Source organism: Candidatus Pseudothioglobus sp. Uisw_086, assembly GCF_048085745.1.
Classification (GTDB): domain Bacteria; phylum Pseudomonadota; class Gammaproteobacteria; order PS1; family Pseudothioglobaceae; genus Pseudothioglobus.
Genome location: NZ_CP159803.1, coordinates 1335592 through 1350516, shown reverse-complemented (window position 1 = coordinate 1350516; position 14925 = coordinate 1335592). Strand labels below are relative to the sequence as shown.

At 35.9% G+C, this 14925-nt stretch carries 14 protein-coding genes and 1 tRNA gene; 7 read left to right on the top strand and 8 right to left on the bottom strand.

What is annotated here, in order from left to right; translation table 11 throughout:
- Positions 1-56: 56 nt before the first annotated feature.
- Positions 57-1022 carry a tRNA 5-methoxyuridine(34)/uridine 5-oxyacetic acid(34) synthase CmoB gene (gene cmoB, locus ABXT49_RS06785; RefSeq protein ID WP_416651404.1) on the bottom strand — a complete coding sequence of 322 codons (966 nt, stop codon included), beginning with the start codon at positions 1020-1022 and terminating at the stop codon, positions 57-59.
- 88 nt (positions 1023-1110) lie between these two features.
- Between cmoB and ABXT49_RS06780 the strand changes: the two genes are divergently transcribed.
- Positions 1111-2010 (top strand): hypothetical protein, encoded by a 900-nt coding sequence (locus ABXT49_RS06780; protein ID WP_416651402.1) that lies wholly within the window; start codon positions 1111-1113, stop codon positions 2008-2010.
- A 105-nt stretch (positions 2011-2115) separates the two neighbouring features.
- Entirely contained in the window at positions 2116-3924 is a 1809-nt protein-coding gene (locus ABXT49_RS06775; protein WP_416651401.1) for a hypothetical protein, read from the top strand.
- Positions 3925-3946: 22 nt separating this feature from the next.
- Here ABXT49_RS06775 and frr read toward each other — a convergent pair whose 3' ends face one another.
- Together frr and pyrH are read right to left on the bottom strand one after the other, a co-directional pair.
- Positions 3947-4504, bottom strand: a complete 558-nt coding sequence (gene frr / locus ABXT49_RS06770; RefSeq protein ID WP_416651400.1) for a ribosome recycling factor — start codon at positions 4502-4504, stop codon at positions 3947-3949.
- A 3-nt stretch (positions 4505-4507) separates the two neighbouring features.
- Positions 4508-5230: a UMP kinase gene (gene pyrH, locus ABXT49_RS06765; protein WP_416651398.1), complete on the bottom strand. Its 723-nt coding sequence runs from the start codon at positions 5228-5230 to the stop codon at positions 4508-4510.
- 84 nt (positions 5231-5314) lie between these two features.
- On the opposite strand from pyrH, the gene uvrA reads away from it, so the two are divergent.
- Positions 5315-8131: an excinuclease ABC subunit UvrA gene (uvrA, locus tag ABXT49_RS06760; RefSeq protein WP_416651396.1), complete on the top strand. Its 2817-nt coding sequence runs from the start codon at positions 5315-5317 to the stop codon at positions 8129-8131.
- Between the two features lie 2 nt (positions 8132-8133).
- Here the strand turns inward: uvrA and ABXT49_RS06755 are convergent, their stop codons facing one another.
- Genes ABXT49_RS06755 through purM form a run of 3 tightly spaced genes read right to left on the bottom strand, consistent with a single transcriptional unit; the run spans position 8134 to position 10437 of the window.
- Positions 8134-8826: a DUF3108 domain-containing protein gene (locus ABXT49_RS06755; RefSeq protein ID WP_416651395.1), complete on the bottom strand. Its 693-nt coding sequence runs from the start codon at positions 8824-8826 to the stop codon at positions 8134-8136.
- Complete coding sequence (gene purN, locus ABXT49_RS06750) at positions 8823-9431, bottom strand: phosphoribosylglycinamide formyltransferase (protein ID WP_416651393.1); 609 nt, start codon at positions 9429-9431, stop codon at positions 8823-8825. Before purN ends, ABXT49_RS06755 begins: the two co-directional genes overlap by 4 nt.
- 4 nt (positions 9432-9435) lie before the next feature.
- A complete protein-coding gene (purM, locus tag ABXT49_RS06745) occupies positions 9436-10437 on the bottom strand; it encodes a phosphoribosylformylglycinamidine cyclo-ligase (protein ID WP_416651391.1) in 1002 nt (333 codons plus the stop codon).
- 52 nt (positions 10438-10489) lie between these two features.
- On the opposite strand from purM, the gene ABXT49_RS06740 reads away from it, so the two are divergent.
- The 4 genes from ABXT49_RS06740 (at position 10490) to ABXT49_RS06725 (ending at position 13419) form a co-directional block, all read left to right on the top strand.
- Positions 10490-11050 (top strand): CDP-alcohol phosphatidyltransferase family protein, encoded by a 561-nt coding sequence (locus tag ABXT49_RS06740; protein WP_416651390.1) that lies wholly within the window; start codon positions 10490-10492, stop codon positions 11048-11050.
- Positions 11047-11715: an HdaA/DnaA family protein gene (locus ABXT49_RS06735; RefSeq protein WP_416651388.1), complete on the top strand. Its 669-nt coding sequence runs from the start codon at positions 11047-11049 to the stop codon at positions 11713-11715. Before ABXT49_RS06740 ends, ABXT49_RS06735 begins: the two co-directional genes overlap by 4 nt.
- A 172-nt stretch (positions 11716-11887) precedes the next feature.
- Positions 11888-13270, top strand: a complete 1383-nt coding sequence (gene cysG / locus ABXT49_RS06730) for a siroheme synthase CysG (protein ID WP_416651387.1) — start codon at positions 11888-11890, stop codon at positions 13268-13270.
- Between the two features lie 64 nt (positions 13271-13334).
- Positions 13335-13419: transfer RNA gene (locus ABXT49_RS06725), tRNA-Leu, on the top strand.
- A 20-nt stretch (positions 13420-13439) separates the two neighbouring features.
- Here the strand turns inward: ABXT49_RS06725 and ABXT49_RS06720 are convergent.
- Positions 13440-13997: a TetR/AcrR family transcriptional regulator gene (locus ABXT49_RS06720; protein WP_416651385.1), complete on the bottom strand. Its 558-nt coding sequence runs from the start codon at positions 13995-13997 to the stop codon at positions 13440-13442.
- A 6-nt stretch (positions 13998-14003) separates the two neighbouring features.
- Positions 14004-14912, bottom strand: a complete 909-nt coding sequence (locus tag ABXT49_RS06715; RefSeq protein WP_416651383.1) for an oxidoreductase — start codon at positions 14910-14912, stop codon at positions 14004-14006.
- Positions 14913-14925: the final 13 nt, after the last annotated feature.

Genomic DNA, 14925 nt, shown 5'->3' with positions numbered 1-14925 from the left:
GACTAAAATTGAAATTGAAGATAAATTATACGTTAATCGGTGAATTCAACTTTGAATTAGTTGTTGCAAATAATGATTACTCGAGTAGGCGCAGGGTGACCTTCCTTTGTGAGAGATGAGTCAGATGGGTCAAGGAAATCCTCTAATGAAGCCGCATTATCTCCTATCCACTCTGTTCTTCTTTGCTCTTCAGAGGAAGTTTTACTAATATCAATAACTTTAATATTTTCGAATTTGGCATCAACAAGCCATGATTTCAGAGTCTCAACACTTGGCAGGCAATGAACATTCCGCATTTGAGCATAGCGACCATCTGGGATAAGTGAGTACCCATTTGGACCTTCCACTACTAAGGTCTCTAATATTAGCTCTGCGCCTGGCGCCATCATATCTTTTAACTGAAGCAAATGTTCCATATGACTTCTTTGGTGATAAAGAACACCCATTGAGAAGACTGAGTCAAAGATTGATAATTTAGGCATTTCTTCAAGTCTAATAGGAAGAAGCATCGCATTAATGTCTTTGTTAACTAACGATTTAATTGCAGCATACTGGTAATTAAATAAAAGGAAAGGCTCAATTCCTACCGCTCTCTTGGCACCTTCAAGTGCCATTCTTAATGTGAAATAACCATTTCCAGCGCCTACATCAAGAACCCTTCTATTTTTTAATGGAGTAATGTGTTTTTGCAGACGTTTCCATTTAAGATCACCTTGCCATTCGCTCTCTAGTTTTAAATTATTGAATATGAATGGACCTTTCCTCCATGGCAGAAGTCTTTTAAATGACCTCTCGAGTAATATAGGGTCAGCACTATTTTGATCTATTCTAATGTAGGGTTCATTTAGCTCTATTTCACCTTTAGGCATTGCTTTTAACTCATCTAATGCTATAGTCCATTTAGGAATATTTCCGTTATTAACGTTGAAAGCATCTAGGCTTATTCTGAGGCATTGATCTGCAATTTTTTGGAGTGATGAATCATTGAAAAATAGCTTAAATTCATCCGTAAATAAAATCATAAATTAAATATGTTAATAAAATATATCTAGTATAAAATAAAGTTACATATATATACATATATTACTTTTAACTCTTTTGGAGATTAGCGTGATAAACAAATCAATTAAATTTTTTATAATTTTTTTCCTTTCATTTAATGTTTTTGCTGGTGGTGATGATCGCGATGATGCCTACTATGCAAATTTAGATGAAGAGTTGGCTGCTTTTGAAGCTCAAACTGCAGCTGATCTTGAAGCCGATGCATTAATGGCCGAAATACAAGCAGAGATGGCAAGACAAGCTGCCCTTGATGCCTTCCAAGCAAAACTAGCTGCGGATAAAGCTGCTGCTGCGAAATCAACTGCTGCCTATCAATCTAAACGTGCAAATGACGCAAGGATTGCTGCGCTTATGGATCAGTTGAATACTGAAAAAGAACTTGCTGCCTTTGAAGCGCAACTTGAGGCTGAATTAGCTGCTCAAGAAATGATGGCTGAAATACAAGCAGAGATGGCAAGACAAGCTGCCCTTGATGCCTTCCAAGCAAAATTAGCTGCGGATAAAGCTGCAGCAGCGGCATCAACTGCTGCATATCAAGATAGTCTTTTAGATGCCGAATTTGCTGCACTTGAAGCTCAAATAAAAGCTGAGGCTGATGCTGCTGAAATGATGGCCGAAATTGAAAGAGAGATGGCGCTCGCTGACTTCCTACAAAAACTGGCTGATGAAAAAGCTGCTGCTGCGGCATCGACTGCTGCGTATCAGGCTTCACTTGCCGATGATGAAGTTATCGGTGTGATTGAAGAAGTTGTTGTCACAGAAGCTGCACATGAAGCATGTAAATATGAACTAAATTTATCTGAAAGTAATATAGCGCTTTTCAAATCTGCATTGGCTGATGGAACTTTGTTTAATGTAGGCCCTCAAGTTTCTTCTGGAACTGAATTTACTGCAAATAGATGGGATGCATATGCAAACTGTGTGAGTAACTATGTCAACCCTTTCTAAGGTTTAAGATAATTAGTCATTTTGCTTATTTAATGTAAATGCAGAATATATAAGAAATAAAAAAACCCAGGGCTTGCTCTGGGTTTTTTTATTTATAATCAATTCATGAAAAATAATTTTATAAGTTTTCTTATACAATTAGCATATCTTTTATTACTGTCACATAATGTTCATGCAAGTGATGATTTAAATACTCAAGATATTATGCTTGTGGATGAATATAGTTCATGCACAGATCAATATGAAATTAATGATTTAGAATCTAGTAACATCACTTCCTCACTTTTATTATCTGGAGACTCCTTTTTTGCCCAAGGTGATATGATTATTAGTTCAACTAATGTAAGAGCCATTGTTGATTCATATGATTCTTCGACAAATAAATTGATATATTATCAAACTGCTGAAACTGGTTTTAAATCATTTTCATTAGGTGAAAAACTTGTTGGTAGGGGTGAAAATGTTTCTATTATTAAAGAATTTATTCTTGATTTTGGAGTTCCTTGCTCTGATCTAGTTGTCTCAATTGAAGAAAATCCTGAACAAATGATTTTTGTTTTTGCAGACTCTGATGAGGCAATTAAAGCAAAATTAGCCGCTCAAGAAATGATGGCCGAAATACAAGCAGAGATGGCAAGACAAGCTGCCCTTGATGCCTTCCAAGCAAAACTAGCTGCGGATAAAGCTGCTGCTGCGAAATCAACTGCTGCCTATCAATCTAAACGTGCAAATGACGCAAGGATTGCTGCGCTTATGGATCAGTTGAATACTGAAAAAGAACTTGCTGCCTTTGAAGCGCAACTTGAGGCTGAATTAGCTGCTCAAGAAATGATGGCTGAAATACAAGCAGAGATGGCAAGACAAGCTGCCCTTGATGCCTTCCAAGCAAAATTAGCTGCGGATAAAGCTGCAGCAGCGGCATCAACTGTTGCATACCAAGCTAAGGTAGCACGCGATGAACGATTAAAGAACAAGAGAGCTGAACTTAAGCTTGAAAAAGAACTTGCTGCCTTTGAAGCGCAACTTGAGGCTGAATTAGCTGCTCAAGAAATGATGGCTGAAATACAAGCAGAGATGGCAAGACAAGCTGCCCTTGATGCCTTCCAAGCAAAACTAGCTGCGGATAAAGCTGCTGCTGCGAAATCAACTGCTGCCTATCAATCTAAACGTGCAAATGACGCAAGGATTGCTGCGCTTATGGATCAGTTGAATACTGAAAAAGAACTTGCTGCCTTTGAAGCGCAACTTGAGGCTGAATTAGCTGCTCAAGAAATGATGGCTGAAATACAAGCAGAGATGGCAAGACAAGCTGCCCTTGATGCCTTCCAAGCAAAATTAGCTGCGGATAAAGCTGCAGCAGCGGCATCAACTGCTGCATATCAAGATAGTCTTTTAGATGCCGAATTTGCTGCACTTGAAGCTCAAATAAAAGCTGAGGCTGATGCTGCTGAAATGATGGCCGAAATTGAAAGAGAGATGGCGCTCGCTGACTTCCTACAAAAACTGGCTGATGAAAAAGCTGCTGCTGCGGCATCGACTGCTGCGTATCAGGCTAAACTTGCTTATGATATGAGGGTTACTAAAATCATGGATGATTTAATTGTTAAATTAGATGAGTTAGGTATTATTGATGATTATAAATCCACTATCAAAAATGAACTTATAAATGAAGCGACAAAGAAGTTAGAAGATGAGAAATTTATTGGTACAATTTCTGGAGAAATAGTAACGGTTGCGATACATGATTTTTGTAAAGTAAATTTAGGACTTTCAGATAATAATATTGAACTTTTCAAGAAGGCATTAGAGGGTGGTTATTTAGGAAATGTTGGTCCTCAGGTAACAAATGGAACTGAATTTTCATTGAATCGATGGGATGACTATATAGAGTGTGTGGGCTCTAAGAGAGTATAAAAAGTTACTTAATAAGTAACCATTATATTTCTAATAATGAATTCTCTTTATCAGTCAAAGATCTTTCAATTAAAGAGATATGTTGATCTGTAATTTTTTGTATATTATCTTCAGCCCTATGAGACTCATCTTCTGATATTTCTTTTTCTTTAAGGAGCTCTCTAAAGTCAGATATTGCATCTCTTCGAATATTTCTTATTGCAACACGTGCATTTTCAGCCTCATCGCGAACAACTTTTACTAATTCTTTTCTACGCTCTTCAGTGAGAAGAGGCAAAGGAATTCGCAAAACCTGCCCTTGAGTATTTGGGTTCAAGCCTAAATCAGACGTCATAATAGCTTTTTCAATTGGACCTACCATATCTTTTTCCCAGGGTGAGACCTTAAGAGTTCTTGAGTCCTCGGCACTTACATTGGAGACTTGTGAAAGAGGAACCATACTGCCATAGTATTCAACTGTAATTTGATCAAGAAGTGAAGGGTGAGCCCTTCCTGCACGAATCTTACTAAAGTCAGTTTCAAGAGAAGAGAGTGATTTTCCCATTCGACTATTTGCATCACTGTGAATTTCATTAATCATTATTTATTCTCCGTTCTGACTAACAATCGTGCCAATTTTCTGGCCATTTAAAATATTAGCTAAAGCATAATTATCATCAAACATACTAAAAACACAAATTCTTATATTATTTTCTCGACATAATGCAAATGCAGCAGTGTCCATCACCTCAATATCTTTTTCAATAGCCGAATCAAAACTAAGTGCGTCAAACTTTATAGCATTTGAATCTTTCAATGGGTCACTTGAATAAATACCGTCGACCTTAGTTGCTTTAAAGACAATATCAGCTTCAATTTCAACTGCTCTTAATGCAGCGGCAGTATCGGTTGTAAAACAAGGGCTTCCAGTACCAGCAGAAAAAATAACTACCTTACCATCTGATAGCGCATTTTTAGCTTTATTATGATTAAAAGTATCACAAATGCCACCACCAATTGAAAAACCAGACATGACAATAGATGAAATATTATTTCTTTCAAAAGTGTCTGATATTGCTAATGCATTCATTACTGTAGCTAGCATTCCAATATGATCTCCAGTGATTTTGTTCATTCCATCACTTGAAAGGGCCGCACCTCGGTAGATATTTCCACCACCAATTACTATTGCGATTTCAACCCCAAGATCCAGAGCAGATTGAACAATAGTGACTACTTTTTTTAGCATTTCAGGGTCAATATTATTATTGTTACTTTTTAGCGCTTCACCACTAAGCTTGAGTAAGATTCGACGATAAGAAACCATATACTAAGAATTGAATACAAAATTAAGATTTTACACAACGCATGAGTATAATGAACCCTTTGTCCACCATAAAATAACTAACCTATGGATTCAATCAACATACGTGGCGCTAGAGTCCATAATTTAAAAAACATCGATGTTAGCATTCCAAGAAATAAGCTTGTAGTTATTACTGGGCTATCGGGTTCTGGCAAGTCATCATTAGCCTTTGATACAATTTATGCTGAAGGCCAAAGAAGGTATGTTGAGTCATTATCAGCATATGCAAGACAGTTTTTATCATTAATGGAAAAGCCTGATGTTGACCATATAGAAGGACTATCTCCTGCAATATCAATCGAACAAAAAGCTACCTCCCATAATCCTCGCTCTACAGTAGGAACCATAACTGAGATTTATGACTATTTGAGACTACTTTTTGCCAGAGTTGGCTCACCTAGATGTCCTGAACATGGAGATGATCTTCAGGCTCAAACAATTTCTCAAATGGTAGATGCAATATTAGACCTTCCACAAGATGCAAAGATTATGATACTTGCACCTATTGTAAAAAATAGAAAGGGTAGTCATCTAAAATTATTACAAGAACTCTCTCATCAAGGATTCCTTCGTGCGAGAGTTGATGGTGAGGTTATGCTACTTGAAGAAATTGATGAGCTTGACGGTAATAAAAATCATACCATCGAGATCGTAATTGACCGATTAAAAGTTAGGCAAGATATAACATCAAGGTTATCTGAGTCTCTTGAGACTGGTCTTAATATGAGCGCGGGTATTGCTATAGCTTGCCCTATGGATATTGACTCTGGTTTTAAGGAATTAACATTTTCAGCAAAGTTTTCATGTATTCATTGTGGTTACTCTTTGGAAGAGTTAGAGCCTAGACTATTTTCATTTAATAATCCTGTCGGTGCTTGTGAAACATGTGATGGATTAGGAGTTAAAGATATATTTGACGAAGAAAGAGTTGTGGCTAATCCTGAGCTTAGCCTGGAAGATGGCGCAATTTATGGCTGGAGTAAAAGTAATGCCTATTTTTATCAAATGCTTTCTTTAGTTGGTAATTATTACAAATTTGATATTGCGACACCATTTAATGAACTCTCAGAAGAGAATAAAAAAATTGTTCTTTACGGAAGTGGAGGTCAAGTTATTGATTTTTCGAAAATTAAAGGACGACGAGGTTGGACAAGCAAGAAAAAACCTTTTGAGGGTGTAATTCCAAGAATGATGCGTCGTTATGCAGATAGTGATATTCGCTCAATTAGGGAAGAATTATCTAGATATGTAATAAGCAAACCCTGCTCAAGCTGTAATGGAGATAGGCTTAATGCATCTGCACGAAATGTCTTTATAGATAATAAAAATATTTCAGATCTAACGAAGTTGACGATAGACCAAGTATTTGATTTTTTTGAATCTCTTGAGCTAGAAGGTCAGCGTGGGGAAATTGCAAGTAAGATTCTTAGTGAAATTTCACAGCGTTTGCATTTCTTAATTAATGTTGGACTCGATTATCTTAATTTGGAGAGAAAGGCTAACTCCTTATCTGGCGGGGAAGCGCAGCGAATAAGATTAGCATCTCAAATAGGTGCGGGCTTGATTGGAGTGCTTTATGTTTTAGACGAGCCATCAATTGGACTTCATCAGCGAGATAATCAAAAGTTACTTGATACATTGACCTACCTAAGAGATCTAGGTAATACAGTTATTGTTGTTGAGCATGATGAAGACGCAATAAGACAGGCTGATTATGTTGTGGATATTGGGCCTGGCGCAGGTATCCATGGTGGAGAAATTGTTGCGATAGGGGCGCCTGATGAAGTTATAGCTAATACAAAATCCCTTACTGGAGATTATTTAAGTGGTCGACTAGAAATCAGTACTCCCAAAACTAGAAAGAAATCAAATGGCTGGCTTAATATTACTGGAGCAAGTGGAAATAACTTAAAGCATGTTGACTTAAAAATTCCTGTTGGCGTTTTAACCTGTATTACAGGTGTTTCTGGGTCTGGAAAGTCAACATTAATCAACAACACACTTTATGAGTTAGCTGCAAAAACACTTAATGGAGCTCAAACTGATGTTGCTCCATTTAAAGAAGTAAAGGGTATGAATTTGTTTGATAAAGTAGTTAATATTAATCAGAGTCCAATTGGAAGGACCCCTCGATCTAATCCTGCTACTTATACGGGCGTCTTTACTTTAGTTCGAGATCTGTTTGCATTAACACTTGAGTCTAGGACGCGAGGATATAAATCTGGACGTTTTAGTTTTAATGTTAAAGGAGGTAGATGTGAAGCTTGCAAGGGAGATGGCTTAATTAAGGTTGAGATGCATTTTTTGCCTGATGTTTACGTCTCATGTGATATCTGTCATGGCCATAGATATAACCGAGAAACCTTAGAAATTAAATATAAAGGAAAGTCAATTGCAGAGGTTTTAGAGATGACTGTCGAAGATGCGCTTGATTTTTTTAAAGCGATTCCAAAGATTAATCAAAAAATGCAAACTTTAATGGATGTTGGGCTTTCGTATATTACGCTTGGCCAAAATGCAACCACCCTCTCTGGTGGAGAGGCTCAGCGTATAAAGCTTGCTAAAGAACTTTCTAAAACAGATACAGGGCAAACTTTATATATATTAGATGAGCCAACAAGTGGGCTACATTTTCATGATATTAAACAATTGCTATCAGTAATTTTTAGGCTTAGAGATCGAAATAATACAATTGTTATAATCGAGCATAATCTAGACGTTATTAAGACTGCTGATTGGGTTGTCGATCTCGGGCCAGAAGGAGGGAACAAAGGCGGCGAAATAATTGCATTTGGGACTCCTGAAGAGGTGTCCAAGAACCCAAGATCATATACTGGGCAGTTCCTTAAAGGGCATCTTTAGATTTAAGTTTCAAAGCTTATAAGCGTCATCGTGAAAGCAGTTTTACCATTAATCTTGTGAATTTTTATAGGCTGAAAATTTTCTTCAACAGATAGATTTAGAGTTAATTGCAGTTCATTACAAATTACTCTCATAGTTTCAACTTCACTCTCGTTAATTAAAATTTTTTCAGACCCATCTAATTTGAATTGAAGATATTTAACGCCAACTTCATCAACAACTTGATAGGTAAATTCTGATTGATTAGGTTTGTTAATAATGTCATTAGATAGAGCTAGATAAACACTTAAAGGATCAACTAGTAATCCTGGCTTGATTTCAAATTCCTCACCTGTGCTGGATACAGCATAATTTTTATCAGTTTCAATTGTAATTTCATAATCCTTTTTCACTTCATCTTTTATTTTTTCTATGACACTAAAATATGAATTAATGATTTGTCCATCAACCTCATTACCCATACTTTTTTCATATCTAGAGTAGTCATATAAAGCTTTCCATAATGATCCAGTGCTAGCTTCTGTTGTAAATATGAATTTATTATCAGTAACCTCTAGGTTTAGAATAGCATTGCCAATTTTTAGGTTGCCCATTACAGTTTCAGCATAAAGCTCATAATTTCCCTTGTACGGGGTTATGGACAAACATTGGGCTGAGAAAAGAAGTCCTAAAAACAAAAAAATCACTTTATTCATATTATTTTTCCATCAAGTGTTGCAGTTTTATCATCAATTAAGATTAGTCTTCTTTGAGTATACCAATGAATCACTTTAGGGTAGATGACATGTTCTGTTTTTAGAACTTTCATAGAGAGTGTTTCCTCAGTATCTGAATTTTCAATAATAACTGAATCTTGACAAATTAAAGGGCCACCATCCAATTCTTTAGTAACAAAGTGGACACTCACTCCATGAACTTTCTCAGAGGCATCAATTGCTCTCTGGTGTGTGTTGAGTCCTGAAAATTTTGGGAGTAAGGAGGGGTGAATATTAAGAATTTTACCAAAATAATGTGACACAAATAATGGAGTAAGAACTCTCATATAACCAGCTAAAACAATTAGTTCTACTCTGTGCTGATGAATAATTGAAATGAGCTCTCTATCAAAAGCCTCCTTGGAGTTATATAATTCAGGATCAATAATTGCGGTCTGAAGTTTTGCAGATTCAGCTCGTTTCAAGCCAAAAGCACTTCTGTTATTACTTATGACGCAGCTAATTTGCAAGTCAATTCTATCTGCGCTATCAATTATTGACTGTAAATTAGAGCCATTACCTGAAATTAAAATAACAGCTTTCATAGTATCAAATTATTACCTGATCACCTTTAAAGTCAACAACTTCTCCAATTAACCAGGCTTTTTCACCTCTAGAATTTAATAGCTTGATAGCATCATTTGAGGATTCTTTTGGAACAATAACAACCATGCCAACTCCACAGTTAAGAACTCTATACATTTCACTTGTATCTATATTTCCTTCAGCCTGCAGCCACTGAAATATTTTTGGAAACTCCCAAGATTTTGCATCCAATTTTGCAGCTAAATGCTCTGGCATTACTCTGGGAATATTTTCAAGAAGACCACCACCCGTAATATGTGATATTGCATGTACGGGTAAATTTTTAACTAATGACAAGATTGATTTAACATAAATTTTAGTTGGCTCAATAAGTTCCTTAAGCTGGCTTGATGTTGGCTTTGTTTTTTCCAAAACTTTTCTGATGAGTGAGTATCCATTTGAGTGAGGACCGGATGAACCAAGTGCTATTATGTGATTACCTGATGAAACTTTAGAGCCATCTATAATCTTATCTTTTTCAACAATACCTACGCAAAACCCAGCAAGATCATACTCTTCGCCTTTATACATTCCGGGCATTTCAGCAGTTTCCCCTCCAATTAACGAGCATCCAGATTGACGACATCCTTCACCAATTCCAGAAATAACAGAAATCGCAACATCTGGATTAAGATAGCCCGTTGCGTAATAATCTAAAAAAAACAAGGGCTCGGCTCCCTGAACTATAAGATCATTAACGCACATTGCAACTAAATCAATGCCAATAGTGTCATGCTTATTAAGCATCTCAGCAACCATCAATTTTGTTCCAACGCCGTCAGTTCCTGAAATTAAAACTGGTTTTTTATATTTATCTAAAGGAATTTCAAACATTGCACCAAAGCCCCCAAGACCAGCAAGAACTCCAGGCCTTAAAGTTGATTTTGCAATTGGTTTAATTTTCTCAATAAGCTGATTACCTTTAGTAATATCAACTCCAGAGTCCTTATAAGTCAGTGATGACATCTTGTTTTCCGTATAATTAAGGTCTAAAAAATGAATTTAATTAAGCAAAATAATGAGCTACTCAATGCTACCCAATGCGCTTTCAATAATACGCATTATTTTAACAGTTCCAATAGTTATAGCGCTACTAAAAGAGCAGTATCTTTTGACGCTTCTATTATTTCTATTGGCTGGAATTACTGACGCATTAGATGGTTGGATAGCTAAACAGTTTTCTTTTCAATCCCGTCTTGGTTCTATTCTTGATCCAATGGCAGATAAGATATTATTGACCTGCTCTTTTATTGCTTTATATTGGGTTGGGATTATGCCCTTATGGCTACTCATGATAATTTTTGTTCGTGATGTTATTATAGTAGCGGGTGCTTTGGGATATTTTTTAGGTGAAATATCTAGGGATAGCGACTTGCTAGAACCTTCTTTAATTAGTAAATTTAATACAGTATTACAAATTGCCTTGGTTATATTTTTATTATTAATTCAAATATATACTGAATTAAATGGCCTTAGAGATATGGTTTTCATAGTGGTTGCTACTTCGACCGGTTTAAGTGGTGCGGACTATGTGTTACTTTGGGTTAAAAAGTTTATCTTGCAAGAGTCTAAAAAATGAATCAATTAGGCCTTCCAATCTCACTGAACTCCAAAATGCTTTTAGATAACTTTATTGCTAATAGTGAGCTTATTAATTTAATACACCAACTTTTTCAGAAAAAAAAGGCTTCTGAAATCTATGTATATGGATTAACAGGCCAAGGCAAAACGCATGTCCTTCAAGGGGTAGTATTAAAGGCCCTAGAAATGGATAAGAATGCAATTTATATCGATTGTATTGATTCTTTTCCAGAGCATTTATTTGACTTTATAGGCCAATTAAATTTTATTAGCTTTGATAATGTCGATCTCATTAGTAGCAATAACCAAGAGACATTTTTCGATTTATATAATCGAGCAAGACAGGCTGGAGTTGTTATTTTAGTAAGTGGCTCAAATTTGCCCGGTGATTTAACTGTTATGAAGGATCTTAAGACGCGCCTGAGTTTGGCCGCTGTTTATAAATTAGAAGAGCTTAATGATGAGTTAACAATTGACGTACTTAATAAACAGATGAGTGATAGAAATTTAACTATTGACTCAAAAATTTACAAATATTTGTTTAAGAATTATTCTCGAGATTTAAATACTTTAGTATCTGCGATGAATGAGTTAGATAAAGCATCACTCCAATCAAAAAAAGCAATCTCAATTCCTTTTGTCAAAACAGTACTTCAACTTTAGTAGCTACTAAGTATAAATTTATTAAGAAATATAAAATATTTTTCTAAAATTTTGTTTTTTTAAGAAATATTTATATCTTTTAACTCAATAATAATAAAAATATAGAATTTTTTACTATACTTCGTAAAACATTTAAAATAGCGCTTTAATCTTAAGGGTTTAATATATTTTTATGGATCATCTGCCTATCTTTATTAATTTAAGACAAAAGCCAACCCTAGTCGTTGGAGGTGGAGATATTGCATTAAGAAAAATAAACTTGTTATTAAAAGCTCAGGCTAAGGTTACATGTATTTCTCCCCATTTTTGTGAAGGCATAAAAACCTTATCTTTAGATAGCAATGTAAGTTTAGTTAATAAGTACTTTGAGGCATCTGATATTTCAAATTATTCAGTAATTATTTCTGCTACAAATGACTCAAAAGTAAATGAATCTGTCTCTAAGATAGCTCAAGAAAGTCGTATTCCAGTAAATGTGGTTGACTCGCCTGAGCTATCAAGCTTTATCATGCCCTCAATAGTTGACAGGTCTCCGTTGATAATTGCTGTCTCTTCATCTGGTAAGGCACCAGTCCTGGCTAGATTAATTCGTGCAAAGCTTGAAACAGTTATTCCAAGCTCTTATGGCATACTTGCTGAAATTGCTGGTGAGTATAGACAGAAAGTTAAAGATAGGTTTTTAAAAATTAAAGATAGAAGAGCATTTTGGGAGGCTACTTTTTCTGGCGTTATAGCTGAAAAAGTTTTTTCAGGACGTATTCAAGAAGCAAAGGCTGATATTGAAAAGCAGCTTATTGACGCAGATGAGATGAATCTGGGAGAGGTCTATTTAGTTGGTGCTGGTCCTGGCGATCCTGACCTATTAACATTTAAAGCTTTGAGGCTTATCCAACAAGCCGATGTCGTACTTTATGACAGGTTGGTCTCTAAAGGTGTTATGGAGCTTATTAGGAGAGACTCAGAACTAATATATGTTGGTAAAAAAGGTGGCAGTGATAAATCTACTAGGCAAATAGATATTAATGTTCTTTTAGTTGATCTGGCAAAATCAGGCAAGAGAGTGTGTAGGTTAAAAGGTGGCGATCCTTTTATTTTTGGCCGAGGAGGTGAAGAAATCGAGTCTCTTTCTGAGCATGGCATCCCTTTTCAGGTTGTCCCTGGAATAACTGCTGCATCAGGGTGCTCTTCTTATGCAGGCATTCCGTTAACCCATAGAGACTTCTCTCAATCCTGCCGTTTTGTGACCGCCCATTTAAAAGATGGCACGACTAACCTTCCATGGGAAGAGTTTATTGTTGAGCAGCAGACAATTGTTTTTTATATGGCATTGAGTGGGGCAAGTTACATTTGTGAACAGTTAATTGCTCACGGCATGAGAGAGGAGATGCCAATTGCGATTATTGAAAAAGGAACAATGCCTGAGCAAAAAGTTTACATTACCTCTCTAAAAGACTTGCCTAATCTGTTAAGTAAAGAAGATATTAATGCACCTACTTTAATGATTGTAGGAGAGGTCGTCAGTCTAAATGAGAAGTTAAGCTGGTACGGCAATTAAATAAGAAAATCTATTTCTTAAATAAGAAATGTTTGATTTAATTCGGTATAATTTCAAAATCTTCGCGGGGGTGGTGGAATTGGTAGACACGCTGGATTTAGGTTCCAGTGTCGCAAGACGTGAGAGTTCGAGTCTCTCTCTCCGCACCATATATCTTTATAAAGAGCTCTTAGGAGCTCTTTTTCATAATATCCCAGATTAGATTAAGTTCGCTTTCACTTGGCTTGTTAATATTTCTTAACTTTAGGCTCTTAATAATCGTCTCTATTGTTGACCAGTTGATTTGCATAAGTAGATCAAAATCCATATCTCTAAAATAACCTTCTTTAAAGAATATTTTCATATCGGTCATTGATTTTTCAAAATTTTTGAAGCCTATTGCCCTTGCCTCTTCAGATACCATGGGATCAATATCAACTAGACCTAAAAAGATAAATTCATTGTAGTTATTTAAAAAATACTCAATAATTTTTCGAGAAGCTTCTTTGAACTGAAGTTCAATGCTTGAATTATCAGGCATATCTTCATTTAAGTCAGAAAAAGCATTTTTTTTAATGCTTATGTATATTGTGTCAATAAGCTCTTGCTTTGATTTAAAGTGTACAAAAAGCGTTCCAGAGGCAACTCCTGCTTTTTTGCTAATTTGAGCAGTTGAAGTTGACTGAATGCCCTGACTGGCAAATAGCTCTAGAGCACTTTGATAGATTTTATCTTTAGTTGAGGGCATTATTTTTTAGTCAATGGAGTAACTCACTCCAGTTAGTTCTTCAGATAGCTTCCACAGTTTTTTTGCATTATCTAAATTATACGATAATTCATTTGATTTAACTAATGCAGGGTGACCTTTCATACCGCCCATTGATGGAGAGCCAAAATAATTATCTGACTGGGCAGTTGGATCGGTAGCCGCTCTGAGGCCTCCAAGAGCACCTACCTTAACTTTCTGTCCAAGAAAAATATTCATAAAATTAGCCATACCAGAATGCCTCTGAAGATCTGTAGCAGTCCACCCTGGATGTGAAGCTAATACCATTGGACTTCCTTTATTCTGACCAAGTTTACGAGATAGTTCATAGGTGAAATATAAATTTGCTAGCTTAGTGTCACTGTAGGCGCTCCAAGTTTTATATTTTCTTTTTTCCCAATTAAGATCATCAAAATCAATGTTTCCAGAGGTGTGAGCAATACTAGCTACATTTACAACTCTTGAATTTGGCGTCTTTTTGAGTAGAGATATTAGTTGACCTGTTAAAGCAAAATGACCTAAATGATTCGTGCCCATCTGTATCTCAAAGCCATCTTTTGTTTTTGAATAAGGACAGGCCATTATGCCAGCGTTATTGATAAGGCAGTCTAGTGCTTTGTATTTTTTGTTTATAGATGTTGAGAAATTATTGACTGATTCGAGGCTTGATAAATCTAGCTCTTGAATATCTATCTTTGCATTTTTATTTTCAGCAAGAATTTCTTTTTTTACAGAATCAGCTTTTTTAATATTTCTAGCAGCCATAATGACGGTTGCGTTTTTTCGAACAAGAACTGTAACTGATTCTTTACCAAGACCACTCGTTGGTCCAGTTACTATAAAAATTTTCCCTGATTGATCAGGGATATTTGATTCGTTCCAATTTTCTTTTTTCACCTAATTTATTCTC